Here is a 24,994-nt window from a genome sequence, read left to right on the forward strand (position 1 = left end):
AAACATAATAAATAGCGCTGGGTGCTCACTTTTAAACGGAGCATTCAGCGCTATATTTAATGTAGTGGATTATTTTTTGAAGGTGCGACGTATTTTAGAGAACCAACCTTGAGGTGAATTGGCTGATACAACATGAGGTTGTGGCTGCGATACTTCATCTTGAAGTTGTTGACCATAATTCACCGCTTCCTTCATTAAATAAGCTTGAGAGTTCAATGGTGACAAGTTATTTTGGATGTAATGATAACGTCCATGTGCGTCTTGAAAACGTCCTTTTTGATTATCAGATAGCTGAAGGTTCATATAATCTAATAAACGTTTGGCAATGACTTTGTCTTCAACAGGAAATAAGATTTCTACACGTTTAATCATGTTACGTGTCATGGCATCTGCTGAAGATAGATAGATTTTTTCATCTCCATTATTGTGGAAATAGTAAATGCGTGAATGTTCTAAAAAGCGACCCACGATACTCACGACTTCTATATTTTCACTAATACCCGGAATACCTGGTTTGAGACAGCAAATACCACGAATAATAAGTTGAACTTTTACGCCGGCGCAAGAGGCTTCAAATAATTTAAGAATAATATCTTTATCTGTTAAAGAGTTCATCTTCATTATAATATTGCCGTTACCATGTTCGTGATGTGTTTGAATTTCATTGTCTATGCGTGCTAAGAAGACATCTCTAATATCAAATGGCGCAACGATGAGTTTATTGTAAACAGGTTTGACTGAATACCCACTAAGATAATTGAAAAAGTTTAGAGCATCTTCAGCAATTGCATCGTTGGTAGTAATTAAGCCCATATCTGTATATAATTTAGCCGTTTTATCATTATAGTTTCCGGTTCCTAGATGAATAAAGGAAGTGAGTTTATTATTGATACGTTTGACTACAAGGGCAATTTTACTATGCGTTTTTAAATGGGTCATCCCATATATAACGTGACAGCCAGCATCTTCTAACATTCTTGCCCAATGCACATTATTTTCTTCATCAAAACGTGCTTTTAACTCAACAAGTACGGTAACTTGTTTCCCATTTTCAGCAGCCGTTTTCAAGCTATTAATAATAGGAGAATCTTTACTTACACGATAAAGCGTTTGTTTAATAGCAATTGTGTCTGGATCTTCAGCGGCTTCACGTATAAAGTCGACAATGTCTTCATGTGTAGCGAATCGGCCATCTACTTCTAAACGTACAGCAGTGCCACGTTTACGCTCCTTTAAAAACCTTTCAATTTCAATGAGGAGGTCTTCCGCACCGTCTTCATGTATAGTTAAATCAGCATTTCGAGTAATTCTAAACGTAAAAGTATTTAATACTTCATATCCACTAAATAAATCATTGATAAAATGCGTAATGATGTCTTCAACCATAATAATGAATTGCGTATCGCCTTTATTTAATGAATAAAACCTTGGTATTAAGGAAGGTATTTGAACAATTGCAGAGTTAATGGCATCTTCAGTATCTATATCAACAAAGATATTCAGGCTTTTATTATTTAGTTTTGGGAAGGGATGATAGGCATCTATTCCTAATGGCGTTAACGTTGGTAAAATGCCCGTTTTGAATTCTGATTGTAATTGAGATAATAACGATTCAGGTAATTCATCTGGTTGAACAATTTCAACTTTATGTTGGCGTAAATCTTCTACCAATTCGTTATAACGCTTATATTGTAAGTCAACATTTTGTTTATTTTTGATATTGATTTGATTAAGTTGTTGTTTTGGTGTTAATTGGGCTTTGTTTTCTGGTTTGTCATAACCCATTTTGACTTGGTCTTGTAACCCAGCTACACGTACCATAAAGAATTCATCTAAATTCGAACTAAATATCGAAACAAAATTAAGTTGTTCAAGCAATGGATTGTTTTTATCACTTGCTTCTTGTAATACGCGATAGTTAAAATCTAACCAACTGAGTTCTCTATTATTAAAGTATTGTGGTAGGTTCAAATCTTTTGCTCCCAAATTTCTATGCATAACTCTAATTACACCTCGTTGTAGTCTGAATATTGGATTTTGCTACGTATAACTTATCATATAAATTTTAAGATTTTGTAAAGATGATAGATAGGTCATCTTTTAAGATTTTTTCAATATGTTTTTTCTGCCTCAAGGATTGATATTCTTCAGCGATAGGTTCACCGTTGTAGTATACATATAAGGTGTAACCATCATCATTTTGTTGTAATTCTACTTGCTCTACAGAACTCGTATGAGACACATTAAGCGCATTAACAAACTTGATAATGCCACCTAAGCATTGGATGTTATCTAGTTCTTTACCGCGCAACCACTTTGTTTCATGACTAAAGAATTTTAATAACGACTTATTTTTAAAACTAGCAAGTAAAGCGAGTTTCACTCGATCTTCGTGTGGAAAACCATCAATCATTGAATTCGCGATAATATAATAAGTGTGCGGTGAGCTTGAATCAGCATCAATAAATCTCCCTAAGTAATACAAGAAAGAACCCTCGGCAAATAGTTCATTTTCTTTTTGAGTGACTTCTAATTTTTTAAAGCCTATTAATTGTTCTAATAATGTTTGTGCTAACTTCACACGTTGTTTTGCACTTGTTTCCTCAATACGATATTCATTAGCTAAATGGTATAACGCGTCTTTACGAATATTCTCTTTTCTAAACTCTTCTGGATGACGTTCAGAAATTAATTTCATCGCATAACCTTCACGCAGTCCTTTTCGAGAAAAAGTGAATTGCTTCGCGTTAATTCTATTAAATAATGACTTGAAGACAGCTACTGCAGGTAGAATAATGTCTACACGATCTCTACTTAGACCATCTATATCTTTTAAATCATCATATGAACTTTTTTTAATGATTGAGTAGACTTCATCAATATGCGCTTCAGTCATTGCATAGTTGTGAACCCCGCCGATAGGATATGAGTGTTCAGATTGATGAATGCGCGCGACATTACGTGCAGAACCCCCAATACCAACTAAAGTGACTTCTTGATTTTTTAACCAAGAAAGTTGCTCAAATTGTTTAACTAAAAACTTTTCCATATTTTTGATTGCTGATTTATCATTATGGTCTTTACCCTCAAAGAATCGATGGGACAAAGTAACGACACCAAATGGAAAACTATGCGAATCTATTAGTTTTTTATCTTTAAAAAGTGTAACTTCTGTAGAGCCACCACCGATATCGATAGATACGCCGTCATTAACGTCAGTAGTATGTGTAATAGCGTAGAAACCATAAAATGCTTCTTCTTGTTCTGAAATAATTTTAGTGTTGATGTTAAGTGTTTTCTTGATATGTTCTATAATCTGATCTTGGTTGATAGATTGTCTAATGGCTGCAGTTGCTACCGGATGTAATTCATCTATATTAAACTTGTCAGCAACCTTTTTAAAACTGCGCAATGCTTTAGTTAATACTTCAATACCGTCATCATTCATGGCCAAATCTTCAGTTAAATATTGGCTTAATCTTGCTGGTGTTTTGATATTTAATATTTCATTTAATCCTGTTTTATGATCAAATTCAAAAATAACGAGTCGAATGGTATTTGAACCAATATCTATTAATCCTATACGTTCCATAATTTCCTCCTAAGTAAATGAGGTTATTTTACTTTACTTGTACTGTATTTACCCTTTTCTTACTTATATATTACAATATTTATAAAAAAATGTGATCTATAATTTTAATATTACTTAATAAAAGTATAACTACACTTTAGTTATTTCAGAGATTAGTGCTGTTGAAAGTAAAGAGACAGACACGGAAATGATTCCTGCGTGTCTGTCTCTATTTTAATAACTTATTTTACATGTAGAGGACCACCTGGACCAAGCGGCCAACCTAATAAATACCAAGCAATCATGAATAATGGCCACACGATACTTAATATAATTGTATAGGGCATTAGACTAGATAATAAAGAACCTAATTTCATATCATTATCATATTTTTGTGCATAAGATAATAGCAATGGCAAGTAGGGCATCATAGGTGTAATTGGGTTACTAATGGAATCACCAATTCTATACAGCATTTGAGTCAATGCTGGATGGAAACCTACAATGATAAGCATCGGTATGAAAATAGGTGCTAAAATACCCCATTTGGCAGATGCACTACCAATCAATAAATTAATCAGTGCACTTAATAAGATAATACCTAGGATAAGCACAACGCCGTTCTGACCTTGAAGTATTGAAGCACCTTTAACGGCAACGATAATGCCTAGGTTACTCCACTCTAAAAAGGCAAGTAACTGAGCTGCAAAAAACACAATGACAATAAAGGAACCCATAGATGACATTGAATCAGCTAACATTTTTCCTAAGTCTTTAGAACTTTTAAATTCTTTTACCATAATGCCATAAACTAAACCAGGAACTAAAAATAATACTAAAATAATTAGGCCGACGCCGTTAATGATAGGTGCATCATTCAGTAAACTACCTGTGTTAGCATTCCTCAGAAAACTTTGTTGCGGTATAGCTAAAATGATAAGCAATATAATTAATACAAAAAAACTGATATTAGCCCAAAATACGGCACGGTTTTCTTGAGGTGTGAGTTTTGAATTAGAATCATCTGCTTGAATAGCTGAATTAGAATCATCATATTTACCTAATCTAGGAATGACAAAACGCATAGTAACCCAATATACGGAAGGCAATAAGATGAGCACACTTGCTGCAATAAAGTACCAGTTCATTGCTACGTTGACATGCACACTATCAGAAACAATGCTTGTAGCTGGTTTTGTAAATGCATAAAGCAATGCGTCTGACATACCAATCATGACATTTGCAGAGAATCCGCCAAGTGCAGATGCGTAAGCCATTGCTAAACCTGCAATAGGGTGGTAGCCCAATTTAATAAAGACCATAGCTGCTAATGGGGGTAACACAATCGGCGCTGCATCACCAGCAGCATTGCCTAAGATACCTATAATAATAATGACCGGCACAATGAAATGCTTAGGTGCCTTATGTACGACTTGAATCATTAATTTATCGAAGTAACCTGTTTTTTCTGCTACGCCAATACCAAGCATGACTGCAAGGACAAGACCTAATGCCGGAAATTCTGAAAAGTTTTTTATGGCGTCATTCAGAATCATCGATAGTCCATCTTTACTCAAAATACTTTTGATTGCGATGGTATCGCCTGTGCCCGGATGTTTTACGGAAATCTGAAACAATGATACAACCCAAGTAAGTATTGCGAGTCCTACACACATTAAGAAAAATAAAATGCTAGGATCAGGTAATCTGTTTCCAACTTTTTCTACAATATTCAAAAATCTATTTATTAGCGTTGGCTTATCTTTAGTATTCGAAACCATCATAACGACCTCCCTAATAAGTTATCGGTAGTATAACAAATTAAGAATAAAAATAGAATAAATATTCTGAAAACATTATAATTTTCAAATTTTAAATATATATTGCATATATGAACGTTCGTGTATTTATTCAAAAATTTCATTTGAAAAGTTTAAAAAAAGAGAGGGGATAGAAAATCAATTTTTGATTTCTGTCCCGCTCCCGTATAGCTTATATAAATTCACGCTATGTTTGTTGTAAAGTTATATTTGAATACTGTGTCTCAGTTAACTCGTAGCTTACCAAATGATTTGATCAACCACATCGTCATTAAGAGATTTAATAATTTCTGTAACTAAGGCTACTGAATTTTTGTAATCATCCGTGTGTAACACAGAAACATTGGAATGCATGTAACGTAATGCGACGCCAATAGCGACAGTTGGTGTCCCTTCATTCGCTACATGAATACTTCCTGCGTCTGTGCCACCGCCAGCAGTAGTGTCTAATTGAATCGTAATATTATGTTTTTTAGCCACTGCTTTAATATGTTTCATAAAACCAACATGGCCAATATTAGATCCATCCATTAAAATAACAACAGGACCATTACCAATTGCTGTATCACTTACTTGACCAGACATTCCTGGTGTATCATATGCGACAGCAACGTCTACAGCTATAGCCAAGTCAGGTTTAATCTTGTTGGCAGCTACTTTAGCACCTCGAAGCCCAACTTCTTCTTGAACATTGGCACCTGAGACAAGATTGATGTCAATTGTCTCGTTCTTAAGGTTTTGTAATACATCTACTGCAAGTGCACAGCCGTAACGGTTATCAAAAGCTTTTGCAGTTAAATATTTATTATTCGCTAATGCTTCGAATTCACTATAGGGTGTGACCATATTGCCTAATTCAATACCGAATTGTTGTGCTTCTTTTTTACTTTTAACTCCAATATCAATAAACATTTCTTTCATATCAACGTTTTTTTTGCGTTCTTCCGGTGATAATACATGTGGCGGTTTTGAACCAATAATACCTCTGATTTTTCTACCATCATCTGTAGTTACCGTTACTTTTTGAGAGAGCATGACTTGATTCCACCAGCCACCAATAGGGGTGAATTTTAGGAAACCGTCATTATCTATTTTAGTCACCATAAAGCCGATTTCATCTAAGTGACCAGCAACCATTAATGTTTTATTACTTGTAGTGGCAGTCTTTTTACCGAAAACACCACCTAGATTGTCTTCTATGATTTCATCGCTTACTTGTGTTAAATATTCGTGCATTAAAGATTTAACTGCCATTTCGTGGCCTGCAATACCATCAACGTCTGTTAGAGATTTTAATAACTTCACTGAATTGTTCATATAATGCCTCCCATTAAAATTGATAACTTTATTTTAACATGAAGTATGCGATTACATAGCATTTTGACTGTAAGGGGGGATTAAGCAGTGAGGAAAGTCGTTAGTTTATTTGAAAAATAAAAATTCCTACTAAATCACTCAGACTAAAAGTGTGCATAAAAAGAATAAGCATGTTTCAATATAAATATAGACAAAGTGGAGGGGTTTTATATGACAGAAGTTCAACATCTTACATTAGGTTCATCAAAAGCACCTGTTAAAGTGGAATCATTTATAAATTTGGCTTGCCCATATTGTAAAAATTATTTTAAAGCCGCAGATCAATCATTAAAACCACTGATAGATCAGGGGAAAGTACAACATGTAATTAAGCATTTTGATAAAACGAAGCAAGGATTATTAAAAGGTACGGTTGCAAATATTCATTTAGATTATCAAAATACTGATGAAACACTAGAAATTATACGTAAATTGTATGACACTCAAAAAGAATGGACAGTTGATTTTGCTACTATAGAAGAAAAAATGCAGCAAGAGTTTAACTTATCACCTCAGAAAGAAGCTGATGAACGCGCTTTAGCGATTACTGAAGAAGCGTTTAGTCGTGGAATCAAAGGCATACCAACAGTATTTATAAATGATAAGAAATTTGAGTTCAATCCATTAGAAGATGCGCAAAGTACAATAGAAACAAAACTAACGCAACAAATAAATGAAGCAAGTCATTAGAAAAAAGCTCTATTACTTTGAAAAGCAGTTTAATTGCTTTTAAGTAATAGAGCTCTCTTTATGTCATCGATGTTGATCAATCAGTTTCAATTTATAGTCTCGTATAGATTGGATTCCGCCATCTTTATTTTTAATAATAAGATGGTCTTTAGATATTTGAGTAGGTGATTCAACACCAACCGCAGCAGCTATATTAAATAACCCCTCATGTAAGCTTGTTACAAAATTAGTGACACGATATTGTTTCTCATCGATAATCAGTCCTCTTTCAAGTTTAGGATCCGTAGTAGCTACACCTACTGGACAAGTATTCATATGACATTGTTGACTCATAATACAGCCGACACTAATCATCATGCCACGTGCCACGTTCACTAAGTCTGCGCCGAGTCCTAAAGCAATAGCGATTTTATCCGGCGTGATAAGCTTTCCGGATGCGAAGATTTTAACACGATCACGAATGCCATGCTTTTCAAGCAATGAAGTTACAATAGGCAAAGCCGTAAATAAAGGTAAACCAACACCATCTTGCAATTCTTGGAAAGTTGCACCAGTGCCGCCCTCACCGCCGTCAACAGTTATGAAGCTAGGATATTGGTTTGTCTCAACCATAGTTTGTACAAGTTTTTCTACTTCTGAAACTTTGCTTACAACAATTTTAAAGCCAACTGGTTTTTGAGCTTGTTGCTTGAGCTGAGTCACCCAATTAAGTAAAGCTTTTGGACTATCAATGTTATCGAAGCGGTTAGGTGAATTAATGGTTTTCCATGGTTCAACCATACGTATATTTGCAATTTCTTCTGTTACTTTATTACCTTGCATATGACCACCACGCGTTTTGGCACCTTGAGCGAGTTTTATTTCAAAAGCTCTAATCTTATCTCTATGTGCTAACTCAAGAAAAGCATCTATATCAAATACACCTGCTTTATCACGTACGCCGAATAATCCCGGTCCAATTTGAAAGATGAGATCTACGTCTCCAGAAAGATGGTGTTCTGATAATCCACCTTCGCCGGTATTCATCCAAGTACCTGCTTGACCAAGTCCTTTAGACAGTGCAGTGATTGCCTTACTACCTAATGCACCATAACTCATACCAGATTGGCCAACTAAGCGCTTAGGTTTGAATGGATGCTTAAGTTCTGCACCTAAAGTGATGCGGTTTTCTTCTGATATATAGTAAGGATTAAGTTCAGCTTGAATTTTATGTTCATCACGATTGAACAGACGTTCATTATCGATTTCATAGATAAAAGAAGAAATCATAGGTGACTGATCAATGTGTAATTCTGATGTTTGTAAAGGAAACATTGTATTTTGTAAATAAAACCCATCTTCGTAATCTTCTTGCGTGCCAAAACTCGTCATTCTAGAATTATATTTTCCAGCTAATACGATGTTAGTAAAATCATTTCTAGAAAATGGTTTACCTTTCGTATCCGCTAAGAATAAATATTGACGGAGTTCAGGACCAATTTTTTCTCCAAAATAACGAACACGTGCAAGTAATGGGTAATTACGTAATACACTATGTTGCTTTTGGTGCTTATCTTTAAATAGTAAAAATCCCCCAATAATTAATATACTTAATAAAATTAGCACTATGATAATATTTACGATGAATTGTAATATTGTCAAAATCGCCATGTAACATCCCTCCCCATTTATATATATATACTACAACAAAATGCGCTTTTTACAATATGATAACTACTATAAAGTTATCTGACCAATATACTAGTGTTGAGGATAGATACCATATAAATATATTATAAAATGTATATAAGTAATTTAAATCATGGTATATTCATTGTATACAATGATAAGGAAGGTGTCATATGGCTCAACAGTCAACTCAAGAGATAAAAAAAGCACACAATGAAAAAAACATATGGAACAATGACAAGATTGTAAAAAAAGATTTTTGGCTATTCCCTATATATATTGTTGCGAATAATATAGTTCCTATTATTTTCTTTGTTTTGATATATGGAATATATTCTATTTTTGATATAAAAAATGAATCATTTGTTACTGATGAAAATATATTAATCATGGGCGCAGTCATTGCAGAAATAATCATTCTATATAGCTTTTATGCAATGCATAGAAAAGATAGAATGATATCAATTGCAATGGATAGATTTAAAAAAGTGCCTCGATATCTATTGATGATTATGGGTGCATATCTATTAATTTTAATTTTAAATTCAACATACGCTTGGTTAATGGAATTTTTGCCTAAGTCATTACAATATAATGAAACACAAAATCAAATGTTATTAGAAGAAATGTTCGCTGATAACAGGATGTTACCATTTTTATTTATTGATATTGTGATTTTAACGCCTATTATTGAAGAACTATTATTTAGGCATTTAATCATCCATGAACTAGGCAAAAAAATTACATATGGCTTCGCCACTGTCCTTTCAATTATACTTTTTGCAGGTGTTCATGTGATTGGTGCCACATCTCCATTTGAGATAGGATCTTATATTATTATCGCGATGGGGATTGCTTTTGTTTATTTAAAGAGTGGTATGAATTTAGCACTGGCTATAACGTTACATGCTGTAAATAATTTAATTTCATTCATAGCTATTGTTTTTATGAAATAAAAAATAAGTAAATGAAATTTGATGAGTGACATATTAATTATTAGGTGAACGCCTTAACTCAACTCATTATGAGAAAAAAAGGCTATTAAAATAATTGATTTAGGGAATAAGTAATATCAAATGATTCATATTTTAAGGAGGGCAGATGATGTTAGAAGTTAAAAATGTTTCTTACAAAATAGACAATAGAAACATCATCGATAATATCAATTTGAAGATAGAAAAGGGAGATACAATTGCTATTATAGGGCCTTCTGGAAGTGGTAAAAGTACATTGTTACGATTGCTTAATAATTTAATTAGCCCAACGCATGGCGAAATATATTTTAACGGCAAAGCTTATGAACAAATTAAACCCGAGTCATTACGTATGGACATTAGTTATTTATTACAAGAAAGTGATTTGTTTGATCTTACAATTGGTGATAACATGGCGTTTCCTGCTGTAGTTCGAGAGGACAAATTTGACCGTAAAAGAGCTAAGAAGTTATTAAAAGCTGTTGGCTTAGGTCACTATAATTTTAATACAAGTGTAGAGCATCTATCAGGTGGAGAAAGACAGCGTATTACAATTGCTAGACAATTAATGTATAAACCTCAAATACTATTATTAGATGAAGCTACAAGTGCATTGGATACGCAAAATAGTGAGAAAGTAGAAGAACTCATTTTCAAGTTTGCCGCTGAAGGTGTTGCGATTTTATGGATTACTCATAGTACGAATCAGAGTATTAAACATTTTCAAAAAAGAATCCGAATTGTTGATGGCAAAATAGACAAACAGGAGGATTTATAATGAGTACAACAGCTTTAGTGTTAACAGGGTTACTCCTAATCTTTCCTATGATTGTATCTTATAAAGAAAAATTACATATTATTAAAGATTTACTCGTGGCAACAACACGGGCTGTCGTTCAACTTGTTATTTTAGGATATCTTTTGCATTTTATCTTTGATGTAAACCAAAAATGGTTGCTCTTATTATTTGTACTAATTATCATTATTAATGCTTCTTGGAATACAATCAGTAGAGCATCGCCAGTGATGCATCATGTGTTTTGGATATCTTTTGCAGCAATATTTATTGGTGTTGCATTACCATTAGCAGGCGTCATCATCACAGGTGCTATTCAGTTCAAGCCTAATGAAGTCATTCCGATTGCAGGTATGCTTGGGAGTAATGGTCTGATTGCTATTAATTTAGCCTATCAGAATTTAGATAGAGAATTTGTTAAAGAGATGAGTAGGATTGAAGCTAAATTAGCGTTAGGAGCTACACCGAAACTCTCTTCTAAAACGACAATACGGGAAAGTGTAAAGACAGCAATTGTACCAACAATAGATTCAGTTAAAACATATGGGATTGTATCTATACCTGGTATGATGACAGGGTTAATTATTGGTGGTGTTGATCCATTAGAAGCTGTGAAATTTCAATTGATGGTCGTGTTTATTCATACAACAGCAACAATCATGTCAGCACTAATTGCTACATACTTAAGTTACAAACAATTCTTTAACCATCGCAATCAACTGATAGGGCGACACTTACACGCGAAACAACGCTAATTTTTATAGAAGAAATTCAGTCAGGGAGCATCTAAAATAGGATGTTCCCTTTATTCATTGTTGCTTTTAACTTTATGAGCTAATTAATGAATATTGCAGTAATTTGTGAATTGTAAAATGATATTAATAAGTCAGAGATTGCAATAAGTAAATGTATTCAAACTTGTTGACGAATGGTTTATAATATAGTGGTTATGTAAAAATTGCAACGAAATGAAAGAAAGGAGTGAAACGTATGTCAGCTATGCGAATTACAACCTTTATTTTAAGTATATTTATCGTAGGTATGGTTGAAATGATGGTTGCTGGGATTATGAATTTAATGAGTAATGATTTAGGTGTTTCTGAAGCAATTATTGGTCAGTTAGTAACTTTATATGCAATTACCTTTGCTATTGCAGGACCAATCTTGGTTAAAGTCACAAATCGTTTTTCACCAAGGCCAGTTTTATTATGGGCATTAGTAATGTTTATGTTAGGGAACGTAATTATTGCAGTTGCACCTGATTTTACTATTTTAGTATTTGGACGTATTTTATCTTCAGCAGCTGCAGCTTTAATTGTAGTGAAGATACTAGCATTAACTGCTTTATTAACGGCACCTCAACATCGTGGGAAAATGATAGGTATTGTTTATTCAGGGTTTAGTGGTGCTAACGTATTCGGTGTGCCGATTGGGACAATTATTGGTGACTTAGTTGGTTGGAGATTTACATTTCTATTTATAGTAGCTGTAAGTATCCTTGTTGGTATTCTTATGTACTTTTATGTACCTGATCCAGAGTTTAAAGCATCTACAACAAGTACAAGTAGTCAAAAACGTGGCAGCAGTTATTCTAAAATCTTAAGACCTGCAGAAATCACAAAATATTTAGGGATTACATTCCTATTATTAGTAGCGAATTCCGTTACATTTATCTACATTAATCCGTTAATGTTGTCTAGTGGTCATGATTTATCATTTGTCTCTATAGCATTATTAATCAATGGTATAGCAGGTGTAATAGGAACTTCGATGGGTGGAGTACTATCAGATAAATTAACAAGTAAGCGCTGGTTAACGATTGCAACTTCAATATTTATTCTTATGATGTTAATCTTGAATGTTTTCTTACCAGGTACTGGCTTGCTATTAATGGTCATCTTCATTTGGAACATCATGCAATGGAGTACAAATCCGGCAGTTCAAAGTGGTATCATCGAACACGTTGACGGTGATACGAGTCAAGTTATGAGTTGGAATATGTCGAGCTTAAATGCTGGTATTGGTATCGGTGGTATCATTGGTGGCTTGGTTGTTTCGAAAATAGATGTTTTAGCTGTAACTTACTTTAGTGGTGCCATTGCTTTAGTAGCACTCATATTGGTTATAAGTTTAAAAAATGTAGCAAAATATAATAAAGCATAGGTAACATTGATTTAGAGTATCAAAAATTGTTGATTGGCTCACAAAAATTTTTGATAAAGAAGCTTTAGGTATAAGTAAATTAAGATTTGATTTTAAGCAGAAAACAGAATTTTGGGAAGTCAAACAGTAATGAGGACGGACACATGTCGATTGAAAAATTGATGTCATGTGTCCGTCCTCATTTTTATTAAGTTATAGATTATTAGAAAAGTTGATTTGTTTTTCTGGGGTTTGCTTAGAATTTAGTTGTATTTCACTAATGTTTAAATGCGCTTTTTTATTTGAAAAATGAGCAATAAAAGCTGAGATAATAATATATATAAAGGTACCTATGATATAACCTAATTTTAAATCTGAAATGAGCAAATAAGATTGGCATAGCAAGACTATAATTGCACATATAGCAATTGTCACCAGAATAGGATAAGGGACTTTAAATGGGGATTGTTTATATGCTTTAGGATATTTTTTTGGCAATTGTGTCACAGCTAAGGCTGGAAATGCAAATACGATGAGAGAGATGCCTGTACCAAGTTGTGCAACAACATCTAAAGACATACCTGTAATAATAGGCAATGCACCAATAATGTAAAAGATAAGTAATAGCCAATGAGGTGTACCAAAACGTTTGTTTACTTTACCTAAATATTTAGGTAAATAACCGTCATGAATTGCGACTAATAAACTTTTTGTTACCCAAGTAAAAGTCGAATTAAGTGTTGTTGCTAAAGCAAACATTGCGCCACCCACCATGAAGAAAATAAATGCCGGAGTTGGTAATACTTCTTTTGCGACACTCGTTAAAGGTCTACCTGCTACTTCTGGAATAGGTAATACACCTACTGCAATTGAGGCAATAAATGCGTATAATAATCCGACAAATATAGTAGCAACAATAATAACAATTGGAATGTCCCTTTTAGGGTTTTTCATTTCTCCACCAAGTTCAGCAACTACTTGAGCACCTCCTGTCGCAAAAGAAACAAGGCCTACAGCAGTAAAGAAGCCGGTGAAACCATCTGGGAGCATAGATTTCGTATTAAATACACCAAAGTTAACATGTGGAACACCAAATATGATAAAGCAAGACAAAGCCACTATTAAAGTGACTACCATGATATTTCCAATAATAGAGGCAGATTTAATACCAACGATATTTACGATAAATAAAATAGTTAATAATGAGAAGGCGACAGCCCTAACCGGTACTCCAGGGAAAAGACCTTCTAAATATTGTGCGAATGACAATGCATATAATGACAACGTGATCTGCAAAAAGATAAATAATAGTAACCAAAAAATGCCTGTCTTTGGAGACAATAAACGACTAGTGTATTGATACATTCCGCCAGTAGTAGGTAATGTCGAACCTAATATTGCGATTGGGAGCATCGTAAGTAAGGTGATGATGGCAGATAAAATAAATGCAGGTGTTATGCCGCTACCAGTCATCTGTATACCAATTCCAGTCAGTGACATGACACCAGCACCTATGATTTGCCCGATAGCTATACCCAAGACGTCAGTTAAACCTAGTACTTTTTTTAAATTTGTTGCTTGTTGCATTAAAATCACCTCTAAATTCTATGTAATAGTCTAAATAATAAAAAAATCATAACATAACAAACATTTAATTCATAGTACATCAATCGGAAAACTTGGTATAAATGTTAAAAAGATTAAATATAGATAAAATTAATCATTTCATAGTAGACTAAAGATAAATAAATTAATTATAAAGAGGTGCAATTTTTATGACTAATGAACACGATCATATTAAAGTAAATGCATTTATTGATAGGTTAAAACAATGGCAAGATGAATTTAAAATAATGCGTGAAATTATTAGAGAAACTGAATTAGTAGAAGATTACAAATGGATGCATCCTTGTTACACGTTAGACAATAAAAATGTTGTGATTATTCAAGATTTTAAACATTATTGCGCGTTACTTTTTGAAAAAGGATCTATCATGGAAGACCCATACCAATCACTTATCCAACAAACGAAAAATGTCCAAGCTGCAAGACAGTTGCGCTTTGAAAGTCTAGACGAAATTGAAAAACGAAGAGATGAAATTAAATGGTATATTGAAGAAGCGATAAGAATTGAAAAATCAGGTAAGCAAGTGCCAATGAAAAAAACAGCAGACTATGAAATGCCGGAAGAACTACAAATAAAATTAAATGACAGCGCTGAACTTGAAGAAGCATTTTATAATTTAACACCTGGTAGACAAAGACAATACATGTTCCATATAGGACAAGCTAAAAGAGCGATAACACGCGAAAAACGCGTTGAAAAATATGTGGATCATATTTTAGAGGGTAAGGGTATAGATGATAAATAATATAGACTTGAAGTTGATATTAAAAGAACGAAGTGAGTTTACAAAGTAGCAATTTAATTTAAGTAAAGTGTAAAATGTTTTTTAAGAGGTATTCATATTTATTTTAAATAAAATAAAACATGTGTTGAGTTCATATCGCTTGTTTAATGGTCATTATTTTAATTAATAATAAAAAGATACAGTTGCAACTTTAACAATTATCGTTTATAGTTTGCTCGAATATAAAAAGTGTTATGAGAAATCAACTCGTAAAGTACTTTTAGAGAGAGGGTGTATTAATGCCAAGAGTTTCTAAACGGATACAATTACTAGAAGCAGCTGCTTCTATCGTTAATGAACAAGGTAGTGAATATTTAACTTTAGATGCTGTTGCTAAGAAAGCAGGCGTAAGTAAAGGTGGCTTGTTGTATCATTTCAAAAACAAATTTGCATTAATTCAAGGACTTGTCGACCATGCAGACGAAATATATCGAATTAACGTTGATAAACATGTGCAAGATAATGACCAACAGCAAGGTAAGTGGATACGCGCATTTATAGATGCCACGCGCGAATATAGTTCTGAAAATGCATCTATCACTTCAGGGATGTTAGCTGCACAAGGTATAAATAGTAATTTATTATTACCTTTACAAGACACATATAAAGAATGGCAATTCAATATTGAAAATGATGGCTTAGACAAAGTTGATGCGACAATTATTCGAATGGCAGTCGATGGACTATGGTTGTCTGAAATATTTGGTTTAGCTGCCATTGATGATTCGATGAGAGCTGAAGTTTTAGAAAGATTAACAGCTTATACTAAAAATGAAAAAATCGATTAAAAAGGGTCAATAAAATTAGAAATTATAAAAAAAATAATTAAATGAAAATTTCATGTAAAGCACTGATAATATAGGGATAGTCAATGATTCAAAATTGATTAGTCCCTTTTTTTATATGTTATAAGGTTGAAACTAAACCGTCTGGTTGGTACACTAATCGATGTATTAAAAAACTCTGTTGGAGGTTTATATTAATGAAGAAAGTTATGCTAACAGCAGCTATAACAGGTGCTGGAGATACTACAGAAAAAAATAAAAGTGTTCCTGTAACACCTCAAGAGATTGCTGATTCAGCGATAAAATGTGCAAGAGCAGGAGCGACTGTGGCACATATACATGCTAGAGACCCAGAAACAGGTGGCATTAGTCATAACGTTGAATTTTTTAAAGAAGCAGTGAAATTAATTAGAGAAGCAGACGAAGATATTGTTATAAATATTACTTCTGGTGGGGGCGGAGACTTCATTCCGAATCTAGAAGATCCATATACTGGTGCAAAAGGAACAGACATGCTAACGCCAGAAGAAAGACATGAACCCGTAGGCGCATTATTACCAGAAATGTGTACCTTAGACTGTGGTAGTGTCAATATGGGTGATACGCTTTATTTAAGTCCAGCAGGTTGGTTAAGAGAACAAGCACAACTTGTTAAAGATGCTGGGGTTAAACCTGAGTTAGAATGTTTTGATAGTGGCCATATTTCATTTGCTAATCAACTTATAAATGAAGGTTTAATTGAAGGAGAGCCGATGTTCCAATTCTGTCTTGGTATTCCATGGGGCGCAGAAAATGACGCGGAAACGATAGAATACTTTAAGACACGTATACCTGAAAATGCACATTGGTCAGCATTTGGTATTGGCAGAATGCAATTTCCAACAGTAGAAGAAGCGGCTAAACGTGGAGGCAATGTACGTGTGGGCTTAGAAGATAATTTATATTTGGCAAAAGGTGTCAAAGCCACTAATGAACAACTCGTTGAAAAGGCTGTAGAAATATTAAAAGGGTTAGATATAGCACCAATGACGCCAGCTGAAGCGCGTGAAAAATATCAACTTAGAGATCCACAAGGAGGCACAAAATGAAATTCGCAGTCGTAGGTACAGGCGTTATTGGTAGTGGATGGATTACAAGAATGTTAGCACATGGACATGAAGTAATTGCTACAGACCCAAGTGAAGGTGCATATGAAAGCATGTTGAAACAAGTAAAACAAAATTGGCCATATGCTGAAGAACTTGGCTTAGCAGAAGGTGCTTCATTAGAAAAGCTTACATTTACACCTTATTTAGAAGAAGCAGTTAAAGAAGCAGATCATATACAAGAAAATGTGCCTGAAGTTGAATCAATAAAAGAGCAAGTGCTTACAGAAATAGACTTTTATGCACGACCTGATGTAACAATAGGCTCAAGTACTTCAGGTATTAAACCTTCAGAATTACAGCGAAACTTGCAACATCCAGAACGTTTAGTTGTCGCTCATCCTTTCCATCCGGTATATATTTTACCGCTTGTAGAAATTGTTCCAGGACAATTAACTGCGGAAGCAACGACAGTAAAAGCTGAACAAGCTTATGAAAGTATCGGCATGGACGTATTGCATGTAAGACATGAAATAGAAGGTCATATTGCTGATAGATTAATGGAAGCACTTTGGAGAGAAGCATTGCATATTGTAAATGATGGGATAGCTACTACAGAGGAAGTAGATAAAGCATTCACACATGCAGCAGGCTTACGTTACGCACAATATGGACCGTTCATGACTTTCCATTTGGCAGGCGGAGAAGGCGGTATGCGCCACATGCTAAAACAATTTGGACCAGCTTTGAAAAAACCATGGACTAAATTAGTAGCACCAGAATTAACGAAAGATTTATATGATGAAGTTGTTAATGGTTGTGAAGCTTCGTCACAAGGCCAAACAATGTCAGAGCTTGATCAAAAACGCAATGAATTCTTAATCAAAGTTAAAAAATTAGCAGAAGCATATTGGCCAGAAGATACACCATCAATGAAAAAAGCTACAAGCCCATCGGTGTATTAATATGATACATTCACAGTTTGAATATACGACTAAAGTGAAAGATATTTGGGTGGATCACAATGGTCATATGAATGACGCTGAATATAATCGTGTGTTTAGTGATGCGACAGATGCTTGGCTTGCTTATCTAGGATTAGATAAAGAGACGATAGCACAAAAGCAATACACAGTGTTTACTTTAGAAAACCATGTGATGTATTTAAAAGAAATTAAAGTCGATGAATCCATCACGGTTAATGTTGAGTTATATGATTATGATGCGAAACGTTTACATGTATTTATGACGTTAACAGATGCAAATCAATCTCGTTGTGCAACTTATGAAGTGATGCTCATGGGGATGAATATAGCGGTAGATAAGCCCGAAGCATTTCCAGAAATGATAAAAAAAGCGATTGAAGATTATGCTGCTACCAATACGATTGAAAATCAGCCCAAAGAGCTTGGTCATCTGATTGGTATTAAGCATAAATAGTATAATTGAAATCAATTTGAAACGATTGATTAACTTCGTTTATTGAATGTTTTAAGAAACAAAATCCATGAGTATAAATTGTTTATTTTTATTAATTAAGGTATCTTATTATATAGGGTAACAAAATCAAATTTTAATTTATTGTATAATTGATTTGTTTTTTAACAACTAAAACGAATAAATTAGGGCTATTTGTAGCTATGTTGTTACTTATTTTAGAATTTGTATAACATCCGCAGGTAGTCCTAAATTTATTATGAAATATTTGTAATTTAAATATGTACATAGAAAGGAATTGAACCATGTTAAGTATTAAAAACTTATCAAAAGTCTACGGTGGCGGGAAGAAAGCTGTAGATAACATATCATTAGATATTGAATCTGGTGAATTTATTGCGTTTATAGGAACAAGTGGTAGTGGAAAAACAACTGCTTTAAGAATGATCAACAGAATGATAGAAGCTACTGAGGGACAAATAACAATTAATGGCGGCGATGTCCGCAAAATGAATCCAGTAGAATTACGTAGAAAAATTGGTTATGTAATTCAACAAATAGGACTTATGCCTCATATGACGATCAGAGAAAATATCGTTTTAGTGCCAAAATTATTAAAATGGTCTCAAGAAAAAAAAGAACGTAAAGCGAAAGAATTAATTAAACTCGTAGATTTACCGGAAGAGTTTTTAGATAGATATCCATCTCAATTATCTGGGGGACAGCAACAACGTATTGGGGTAGTGCGTGCATTAGCAGCTGAACAAGATGTCATATTAATGGATGAACCATTTGGTGCATTAGACCCGATTACGAGAGATACATTACAAGATTTAGTGAAAGAATTACAACAAAAATTAGGTAAAACATTTGTTTTTGTTACGCATGATATGGATGAAGCGATTAAACTAGCAGACAAAATTTGTATTATGTCTGAAGGTCAAGTTATCCAATTTGATACGCCAGACAATATTTTACGTCATCCTGCAAACGATTTCGTACGTGATTTTATTGGTCAAAATAGATTAATTCAAGATCGTCCAAATAAGCGTACAGTTAAAGATGCAATGATTAAACCTGTAACTGTACACGCAGATCGTTCACTGAACGAAGTAGTTAAAGTCATGAGAGAACGTCGTGTAGACACTATTTTTGTCGTAGGTAATAACAGTAGATTACTGGGCTATTTAGATATTGAAGATATTAACCAAGGATTACGTTCAAACAAAGAGCTTATCGATACAATGCAACGAGATATTTATAGAGTAAGAATAGACAGTAAATTACAAGATTCAGTACGTACAATTTTAAAACGAAATGTAAGAAACGTTCCGGTAGTGGATAAAGATGGTGAAACATTAATTGGATTAGTTACGAGAGCAAACCTAGTGGATATTGTATATGACAGTATCTGGGGCGAAATAGATGAAGATGACAATGCGAATCAACATGCAATTGTCGAGCCCGAAAATGTAGGAGCTGATAAATAATGAAAGATTTCATAGAGCAATATGGTGGGCAACTGATATCAAAAACAGCTGAACACTTTTATATCTCAATGATCGCATTGTTAATCGCTGTCGTAGTTGCTGTTCCATTAGGCATTATCTTATCCAAAATGAAAAGAACTTCAAATATCGTACTCACAATTGCTGGTGTGCTTCAAACAATACCAACGCTTGCGGTATTAGCTATCATGATACCGATATTTGGCGTGGGGAAATTACCTGCAATTGTAGCATTATTTATCTATGTACTTTTACCAATATTGAATAATACTGTGTTAGGCGTCAAAAATATCGATAATAATATTAAAGAAGCTGGCACAAGTATGGGGATGACTAAGTTACAACTTATGAAAGATATTGAGTTACCGTTAGCTTTACCACTTATACTAGGTGGTATTCGATTATCATCTGTATATGTAATCAGTTGGGCGACGCTAGCAAGTTATGTTGGTGCAGGCGGTTTAGGTGACTTTGTATTTAACGGGTTAAATTTATATGATCCATTGATGATTGTAAGTGCAGCTATACTTGTAACAGTTTTAGCTTTAGTTGTAGACGTATTACTTTCAATAGTCGAAAAATGGGCTGTTCCAAAAGGATTAAAAGTATCCAGATAATAAAAGGAGGACATTATGAAGAAGTTTAAACAGTATAGTATCGTGCTTGTACTGTGTCTGACGGTGTTATCTGGATGTAGTTTACCTGGTTTAAGTGGTAGCAGCTCAGATAATGAAGTTAAAATTACAGCAATAGCAACGAGTGAATCACAAATTATGTCTCATATGTTGAGACTCATTATAGAACACGACACAGATGGTAAGATTAAACCATCATTAATTAACAATCTAGGTTCAAGTACCATTCAACACAATGCTTTAGTGAATGGTGATGCGAATATGTCAGGGGCAAGATACAATGGCACAGATTTAACAGGCGCTTTAAAGGAAGACCCAATAAAAGATCCTGAAAAAGCGATGACAGCGACTCAAGATGGGTTCCAAAAGAAATTTGATCAAACATTCTTTGATTCATATGGTTTTGCGAACACATACGCATTTATGGTTACTAAAGAAACAGCTGAGAAATATAATTTAGAAACTGTTTCAGATTTAGAAAAACATAGTGATGAGTTAAGACTTGGCGTAGACAGTTCGTGGTTACATCGTGAAGGTGATGGTTATCGAGGATTTACGAAAGAATATGGATTTGACTTTGATACAGTGCGTCCAATGCAAATCGGACTTGTATATGATGCATTAAATTCAAAAAACTTAGAAGTAGCAGTTGGTTATTCAACAGATGGACGTATTGAGGGGTACGATTTAAAAGTACTTGAAGACGATAGACACTTTTTCCCACCATACGATACGAGTGCAGTAGCAACGAATAGTTTATTAGAAAAACATCCAAAATTAAAACCAAGTATTAATAAGTTGAAGGACAAAATATCAACAGAAGAAATGCAAAAGCTTAATTATCAAGCAGATGGTAAAGGTCAAGAACCAGCTGTTGTAGCTGAAAATTTCTTGAAAGAACACAACTATTTTGAAGACGATAAGAAAGGTGGTCAAAACTAATGGAAGGTAATTTATTACAGCAATTAGTCGAATATTATTCAGTCAACTTTGGCTACCTATGGGATTTATTTATTAAGCATTTATTAATGTCAGTATATGGTGTTTTATTTGCAGCAATTGTAGGTATACCATTGGGCATTATCATCGCTAGATATAAAAAATTATCATGGACGATTATTACAATTGCCAATATTATACAAACTGTACCAGTTATTGCGATGTTAGCAATTTTAATGTTAGTGATGGGCTTAGGTCCAAACACAGTTGTTTTAACAGTGTTCTTATATGCATTGTTACCTATAATTAAAAATACTTTTACAGGTATTATTGGTGTTGATGAAAACATTAAAGATGCTGGTAAAGGTATGGGTATGACACGGAACCAAGTGTTACGTTTGATTGAGTTGCCTTTGTCTTTATCTGTAATTTTAGGTGGTTTAAGAATCGCACTTGTTGTAGCAATTGGTGTTGTAGCAGTTGGCTCATTTATTGGAGCACCAACTTTGGGCGACATTATTATTCGTGGTACAAATGCAACAGATGGCACGACGTTTATTCTTGCGGGTGCAATTCCAATTGCATTAATCGCAATTCTAATTGACGTTGGATTGAGATTTTTAGAAAAACGTTTAGATCCTTCTAATAAAACACAGAAAAAAGAAAAGCATAAGCCTCAAAGTATTAATTAATAAAGGATAGTGATTAAAGTTGGCAATTTTATCAATTAATTATAATTCTAAAACAATAGGTATGCATCATCATTTTATGGTGATTTTACCGGAAGATGAAAGTTATTTTAATAAAGCAGCACAACCGAAACCACTGAAAACTTTATTATTACTACATGGTCTCTCAAGTGATGAAACTTCTTATATGCGTTACACAAGTATCGAACGTTATGCTAATACGCATCAATTAGCTGTCATTATGCCCAATGGGGACCATAGTGGATACAGTAACATGGTTTATGGCCATAACTATTTTGATTATGTATTAGAAGTGTTAGATTATGCGCATCAAATTTTACCATTATCTGATAAAAGAGAAGATAATTTTATTGCTGGTCACTCTATGGGTGGCTATGGCACCATTAAATATGCTTTATCACAAGGCCATCGTTTTGCTAAAGCTTGTACGTTATCAGCAGTGTTTAATGGTCAACACCTTATGGATTTTGATTGGTATGATTTCTCAGGTGAAGCAATAGCAGGAACAAGTAAAAGGGTTGAAGGTACTGATTTAGATCCGTATCATTTAGTCGATCAAGCAATAGACCAAAATAAAGTTATTCCGGAGTTACTCATTATGTGTGGCACGGAAGATGATTTACATGAAGATAATCAACAATTTATCAAGTATTTAGATGAAAAAGCAGTCCCATATCAATTTGAAGATGGACCTGGTGAACATGATTATGCTTATTGGGATCAAAGTATTAAACGTGCAATTGAATGGTTTGTAAAAGTATAGCATAAAAAAATGTCGATAAAGTCTCAGACTTTATCGACATTTTTTGTGCGCAATTTCCGGGATTGAAATTATATAAAGTTATACGCACATAAAATAAGTATATAAAATGTGATTTTATATTTTATAGTAGTGATCACTTTTTCTAAATTGATCTATTTAACTGAAGCGTTACTATTTTTGAATTCTTCTTGTAGTTTACCTAAATGTCTTAATGTTGGCGTTAACGCTGCAAAGAAAAAGCCTTCTTTTAATTTGCGCGCTTGAGGTGCACGAGGTGAATATGCTCTAGAACCACCATTAACCATGGATGCTTGATTGACTTCAAGTAGTAAATAACCGGCTTCTTTTTTCAAATTAATTAAGTCACCAAATTGATTCTGTAAATCATTAGTATCTAATAAATTGTAAAATTGTTTTTTGATATTGTCGTAACGTGTTTCAAAGTCTTGAACATCATATTCTAAATACTTGTTAATACCATTTTGTGCATTAGAGAATTTATGAATTAAATCAAGTGATGAACGCACAGAACCTAATGCAATCGGTATTTGTAACGCTACAAATTGTGGACGTATCTTAGACGCGAATGTTTTTGCATCGTGTGTAATAATATGTGCTTCAGGTATGTGCACATCATTCATTTCAATTGAAAATGTTGCTGAACCATTCACACCTAAGAAGGTAGACATTTCATTTATATTAACGCCTTCTTGATTGGCTTGAACGATAAACATTACAAGTTCATCTGATGTTTCAGATTTAGAAATAGCACCAAAATAATGCTCTGCAGCAATGTTACTAATCGCAGGTAATCTACCATTCACAATGAATTGCTCATCATTATAGTGATGTGACAAGTTGAATGATTCTAAATCATTAAATGATTTCATCGGATTTGATAATCCTGTAGCACCTAAAATCTCTCCTGATAGTAATTGCTGTTGTAAATCTTTATTTAAATGAAGCTGTTCTGCATTTTGTAAATAGGTAGAAAAGGCCAGTTGGCACCATAAACAGAAGCCAGTTGTCAGACAAGATTTTGATACTTCTTCGATAACTTCTGAATTTGCTTTGACATCATTTTCTTTAAAATATCCTTCTTTAAATAAATTTTGAATGAAGGTTTTAGGATAGTGTGAACCATCATCAATTTCTACTAAATATGGATCTAATTCGTTTTCAATATGTGTTTTTAAACTCATAAATATGCTCTCCTTTATTCACCAAAACGTGTTAATATCATTTTCTCTAAATAACTAATGAGACGATCAATTAAGAACCCAAATACCCCAATAAAGAATATGGCAGATAAAACATCTTCTAAATTCAACATATTCCGTGAATCAACAATTAAGAATCCGAGTCCAGATTGTGCGCCAATCATTTCGCCAGAAACTAAGAATATCCAACTTGTTCCAACTGCCATATGTATACCGCCCATAATATGTTTGAATGCACCAGGGAAGAGGATATTTCGATATAATGACCATCCCCTTAAATTTAAATTAGATGCAATCTTCAAGTATTGTGGTTCTACATTTCTAATCCCTTTGATTGTATTAAAAACAATTGGGAAAAATGCGGCGATAAAGATAATTGCCATTGCAGGTAAACTCCCGATACCAAACCATAAAACGACGAATGGTGACCATGCAATAGGGGAGACAGGTCTAATTAATTGAAATAGAGGTTCTATTGCATCAA

23 protein-coding genes are annotated in these 24,994 nt (G+C 33.8%); 15 read left to right on the forward strand and 8 right to left on the reverse strand.

Annotated features, from left to right (window positions below; all coding sequences use genetic code 11):
- Nucleotides 1-69 precede the first annotated feature (69 nt).
- The 4 genes from ppk1 to ACP3TL_RS14310 form a co-directional block, all read right to left on the reverse strand.
- Nucleotides 70-1,998, reverse strand: coding sequence for a polyphosphate kinase 1 (gene ppk1 / locus ACP3TL_RS14295; protein ID WP_285326474.1), 1,929 nt, complete (start codon nt 1,996-1,998; stop codon nt 70-72).
- 67 nt (nt 1,999-2,065) lie between these two features.
- Nucleotides 2,066-3,595 (reverse strand): exopolyphosphatase, encoded by a 1,530-nt coding sequence (ppx, locus tag ACP3TL_RS14300; RefSeq protein ID WP_069832705.1) that lies wholly within the window; start codon nt 3,593-3,595, stop codon nt 2,066-2,068.
- 218 nt (nt 3,596-3,813) lie between these two features.
- Nucleotides 3,814-5,352 carry an AbgT family transporter gene (locus ACP3TL_RS14305; RefSeq protein ID WP_277575776.1) on the reverse strand — a complete coding sequence of 513 codons (1,539 nt, stop codon included), beginning with the start codon at nt 5,350-5,352 and terminating at the stop codon, nt 3,814-3,816.
- A gap of 279 nt (nt 5,353-5,631) precedes the next feature.
- Nucleotides 5,632-6,708: a M42 family metallopeptidase gene (locus tag ACP3TL_RS14310; RefSeq protein WP_069817041.1), complete on the reverse strand. Its 1,077-nt coding sequence runs from the start codon at nt 6,706-6,708 to the stop codon at nt 5,632-5,634.
- A 210-nt stretch (nt 6,709-6,918) separates the two neighbouring features.
- Between ACP3TL_RS14310 and ACP3TL_RS14315 the strand changes: the two genes are divergently transcribed.
- A complete protein-coding gene (locus ACP3TL_RS14315) occupies nt 6,919-7,437 on the forward strand; it encodes a thioredoxin domain-containing protein (RefSeq protein WP_069832704.1) in 519 nt (172 codons plus the stop codon).
- A 63-nt stretch (nt 7,438-7,500) separates the two neighbouring features.
- Here ACP3TL_RS14315 and ACP3TL_RS14320 read toward each other — a convergent pair whose 3' ends face one another.
- A complete protein-coding gene (locus ACP3TL_RS14320) occupies nt 7,501-9,087 on the reverse strand; it encodes an FMN-binding glutamate synthase family protein (protein ID WP_069832703.1) in 1,587 nt (528 codons plus the stop codon).
- Nucleotides 9,088-9,278: 191 nt separating this feature from the next.
- Here ACP3TL_RS14320 and ACP3TL_RS14325 point away from each other — a divergent pair, with 191 nt between their 5' ends.
- The 4 genes from ACP3TL_RS14325 (at nt 9,279) to ACP3TL_RS14340 (ending at nt 13,038) form a co-directional block, all read left to right on the forward strand.
- Nucleotides 9,279-10,061 (forward strand): CPBP family intramembrane glutamic endopeptidase, encoded by a 783-nt coding sequence (locus tag ACP3TL_RS14325; protein ID WP_069832702.1) that lies wholly within the window; start codon nt 9,279-9,281, stop codon nt 10,059-10,061.
- 145 nt (nt 10,062-10,206) lie between these two features.
- Nucleotides 10,207-10,857: an ABC transporter ATP-binding protein gene (locus tag ACP3TL_RS14330; RefSeq protein WP_069832701.1), complete on the forward strand. Its 651-nt coding sequence runs from the start codon at nt 10,207-10,209 to the stop codon at nt 10,855-10,857.
- Nucleotides 10,857-11,630: an ABC transporter permease gene (locus ACP3TL_RS14335; protein WP_069817030.1), complete on the forward strand. Its 774-nt coding sequence runs from the start codon at nt 10,857-10,859 to the stop codon at nt 11,628-11,630. The genes ACP3TL_RS14330 and ACP3TL_RS14335 overlap by 1 nt, the downstream gene beginning before the upstream one ends.
- A 235-nt stretch (nt 11,631-11,865) precedes the next feature.
- Nucleotides 11,866-13,038 (forward strand): MFS transporter, encoded by a 1,173-nt coding sequence (locus ACP3TL_RS14340; RefSeq protein WP_069817028.1) that lies wholly within the window; start codon nt 11,866-11,868, stop codon nt 13,036-13,038.
- A 192-nt stretch (nt 13,039-13,230) separates the two neighbouring features.
- Here the strand turns inward: ACP3TL_RS14340 and ACP3TL_RS14345 are convergent, their stop codons facing one another.
- Nucleotides 13,231-14,604: an APC family permease gene (locus ACP3TL_RS14345; RefSeq protein WP_069817026.1), complete on the reverse strand. Its 1,374-nt coding sequence runs from the start codon at nt 14,602-14,604 to the stop codon at nt 13,231-13,233.
- Nucleotides 14,605-14,792: 188 nt separating this feature from the next.
- Here ACP3TL_RS14345 and ACP3TL_RS14350 point away from each other — a divergent pair, with 188 nt between their 5' ends.
- The 10 genes from ACP3TL_RS14350 to ACP3TL_RS14395 all read left to right on the forward strand — a co-directional run bounded on the left by ACP3TL_RS14350 (nt 14,793) and on the right by ACP3TL_RS14395 (nt 23,290).
- Nucleotides 14,793-15,389, forward strand: coding sequence for a YdeI/OmpD-associated family protein (locus ACP3TL_RS14350; protein ID WP_069832700.1), 597 nt, complete (start codon nt 14,793-14,795; stop codon nt 15,387-15,389).
- A gap of 278 nt (nt 15,390-15,667) precedes the next feature.
- A complete protein-coding gene (locus ACP3TL_RS14355) occupies nt 15,668-16,216 on the forward strand; it encodes a TetR/AcrR family transcriptional regulator (protein ID WP_069817023.1) in 549 nt (182 codons plus the stop codon).
- Nucleotides 16,217-16,410: 194 nt separating this feature from the next.
- Nucleotides 16,411-17,301, forward strand: a complete 891-nt coding sequence (locus tag ACP3TL_RS14360; protein WP_069817021.1) for a beta-keto acid cleavage family enzyme — start codon at nt 16,411-16,413, stop codon at nt 17,299-17,301.
- Nucleotides 17,298-18,263, forward strand: coding sequence for a 3-hydroxyacyl-CoA dehydrogenase NAD-binding domain-containing protein (locus ACP3TL_RS14365; protein ID WP_069832699.1), 966 nt, complete (start codon nt 17,298-17,300; stop codon nt 18,261-18,263). The genes ACP3TL_RS14360 and ACP3TL_RS14365 overlap by 4 nt, the downstream gene beginning before the upstream one ends.
- Nucleotide 18,264: 1 nt before the next feature.
- Nucleotides 18,265-18,738: a thioesterase family protein gene (locus ACP3TL_RS14370; RefSeq protein WP_069832698.1), complete on the forward strand. Its 474-nt coding sequence runs from the start codon at nt 18,265-18,267 to the stop codon at nt 18,736-18,738.
- Nucleotides 18,739-19,040: 302 nt separating this feature from the next.
- Complete coding sequence (locus tag ACP3TL_RS14375) at nt 19,041-20,225, forward strand: betaine/proline/choline family ABC transporter ATP-binding protein (RefSeq protein WP_069832697.1); 1,185 nt, start codon at nt 19,041-19,043, stop codon at nt 20,223-20,225.
- The gene (locus ACP3TL_RS14380; RefSeq protein ID WP_069832696.1) at nt 20,225-20,860 is read left to right on the forward strand and encodes an ABC transporter permease; all 636 of its coding nucleotides are present in this window, start codon (nt 20,225-20,227) and stop codon (nt 20,858-20,860) included. The genes ACP3TL_RS14375 and ACP3TL_RS14380 overlap by 1 nt, the downstream gene beginning before the upstream one ends.
- 15 nt (nt 20,861-20,875) lie before the next feature.
- On the forward strand, nt 20,876-21,820 hold the full coding sequence (locus tag ACP3TL_RS14385) for an osmoprotectant ABC transporter substrate-binding protein (protein ID WP_069832695.1): 945 nt from the start codon (nt 20,876-20,878) through the stop codon (nt 21,818-21,820).
- Nucleotides 21,820-22,509 carry an ABC transporter permease gene (locus tag ACP3TL_RS14390; protein WP_069817005.1) on the forward strand — a complete coding sequence of 230 codons (690 nt, stop codon included), beginning with the start codon at nt 21,820-21,822 and terminating at the stop codon, nt 22,507-22,509. The genes ACP3TL_RS14385 and ACP3TL_RS14390 overlap by 1 nt, the downstream gene beginning before the upstream one ends.
- Before the next feature lie 19 nt (nt 22,510-22,528).
- Nucleotides 22,529-23,290 (forward strand): alpha/beta hydrolase, encoded by a 762-nt coding sequence (locus ACP3TL_RS14395; RefSeq protein ID WP_069832694.1) that lies wholly within the window; start codon nt 22,529-22,531, stop codon nt 23,288-23,290.
- Nucleotides 23,291-23,442: 152 nt separating this feature from the next.
- Here the strand turns inward: ACP3TL_RS14395 and ACP3TL_RS14400 are convergent, their stop codons facing one another.
- Both ACP3TL_RS14400 and ACP3TL_RS14405 read right to left on the reverse strand, forming a co-directional pair.
- On the reverse strand, nt 23,443-24,492 hold the full coding sequence (locus tag ACP3TL_RS14400) for an acyl-CoA dehydrogenase family protein (RefSeq protein ID WP_285326459.1): 1,050 nt from the start codon (nt 24,490-24,492) through the stop codon (nt 23,443-23,445).
- 14 nt (nt 24,493-24,506) lie between these two features.
- On the reverse strand, nt 24,507-24,994 hold a 488-nt coding region (locus ACP3TL_RS14405), incomplete at its 5' end, for an ABC transporter permease (protein WP_426433218.1).

It is taken from the genome of Staphylococcus caseorum (assembly GCF_049943195.1).
GTDB lineage: Bacteria > Bacillota > Bacilli > Staphylococcales > Staphylococcaceae > Staphylococcus > Staphylococcus equorum_A.

Coding starts and splice junctions, on each gene's coding strand:
- ACP3TL_RS14330 (WP_069832701.1), top strand. CDS start 10,207: ATGATGTTAGAAGTTAAAAATGTTTCTTACAAAATAGACAATAGAAAC.
- ACP3TL_RS14390 (WP_069817005.1), top strand. CDS start 21,820: ATGGAAGGTAATTTATTACAGCAATTAGTCGAATATTATTCAGTCAAC.
- ACP3TL_RS14345 (WP_069817026.1), bottom strand. CDS start 14,604: ATGCAACAAGCAACAAATTTAAAAAAAGTACTAGGTTTAACTGACGTC.
- ACP3TL_RS14305 (WP_277575776.1), bottom strand. CDS start 5,352: ATGGTTTCGAATACTAAAGATAAGCCAACGCTAATAAATAGATTTTTG.
- ACP3TL_RS14355 (WP_069817023.1), top strand. CDS start 15,668: ATGCCAAGAGTTTCTAAACGGATACAATTACTAGAAGCAGCTGCTTCT.
- ACP3TL_RS14310 (WP_069817041.1), bottom strand. CDS start 6,708: ATGAACAATTCAGTGAAGTTATTAAAATCTCTAACAGACGTTGATGGT.
- ACP3TL_RS14325 (WP_069832702.1), top strand. CDS start 9,279: ATGGCTCAACAGTCAACTCAAGAGATAAAAAAAGCACACAATGAAAAA.
- ACP3TL_RS14370 (WP_069832698.1), top strand. CDS start 18,265: ATGATACATTCACAGTTTGAATATACGACTAAAGTGAAAGATATTTGG.
- ACP3TL_RS14365 (WP_069832699.1), top strand. CDS start 17,298: ATGAAATTCGCAGTCGTAGGTACAGGCGTTATTGGTAGTGGATGGATT.
- ACP3TL_RS14315 (WP_069832704.1), top strand. CDS start 6,919: ATGACAGAAGTTCAACATCTTACATTAGGTTCATCAAAAGCACCTGTT.
- ACP3TL_RS14360 (WP_069817021.1), top strand. CDS start 16,411: ATGAAGAAAGTTATGCTAACAGCAGCTATAACAGGTGCTGGAGATACT.
- ACP3TL_RS14335 (WP_069817030.1), top strand. CDS start 10,857: ATGAGTACAACAGCTTTAGTGTTAACAGGGTTACTCCTAATCTTTCCT.
- ACP3TL_RS14340 (WP_069817028.1), top strand. CDS start 11,866: ATGTCAGCTATGCGAATTACAACCTTTATTTTAAGTATATTTATCGTA.
- ACP3TL_RS14380 (WP_069832696.1), top strand. CDS start 20,225: ATGAAAGATTTCATAGAGCAATATGGTGGGCAACTGATATCAAAAACA.
- ACP3TL_RS14375 (WP_069832697.1), top strand. CDS start 19,041: ATGTTAAGTATTAAAAACTTATCAAAAGTCTACGGTGGCGGGAAGAAA.
- ppk1 (WP_285326474.1), bottom strand. CDS start 1,998: ATGCATAGAAATTTGGGAGCAAAAGATTTGAACCTACCACAATACTTT.
- ACP3TL_RS14385 (WP_069832695.1), top strand. CDS start 20,876: ATGAAGAAGTTTAAACAGTATAGTATCGTGCTTGTACTGTGTCTGACG.
- ACP3TL_RS14350 (WP_069832700.1), top strand. CDS start 14,793: ATGACTAATGAACACGATCATATTAAAGTAAATGCATTTATTGATAGG.
- ACP3TL_RS14320 (WP_069832703.1), bottom strand. CDS start 9,087: ATGGCGATTTTGACAATATTACAATTCATCGTAAATATTATCATAGTG.
- ACP3TL_RS14400 (WP_285326459.1), bottom strand. CDS start 24,492: ATGAGTTTAAAAACACATATTGAAAACGAATTAGATCCATATTTAGTA.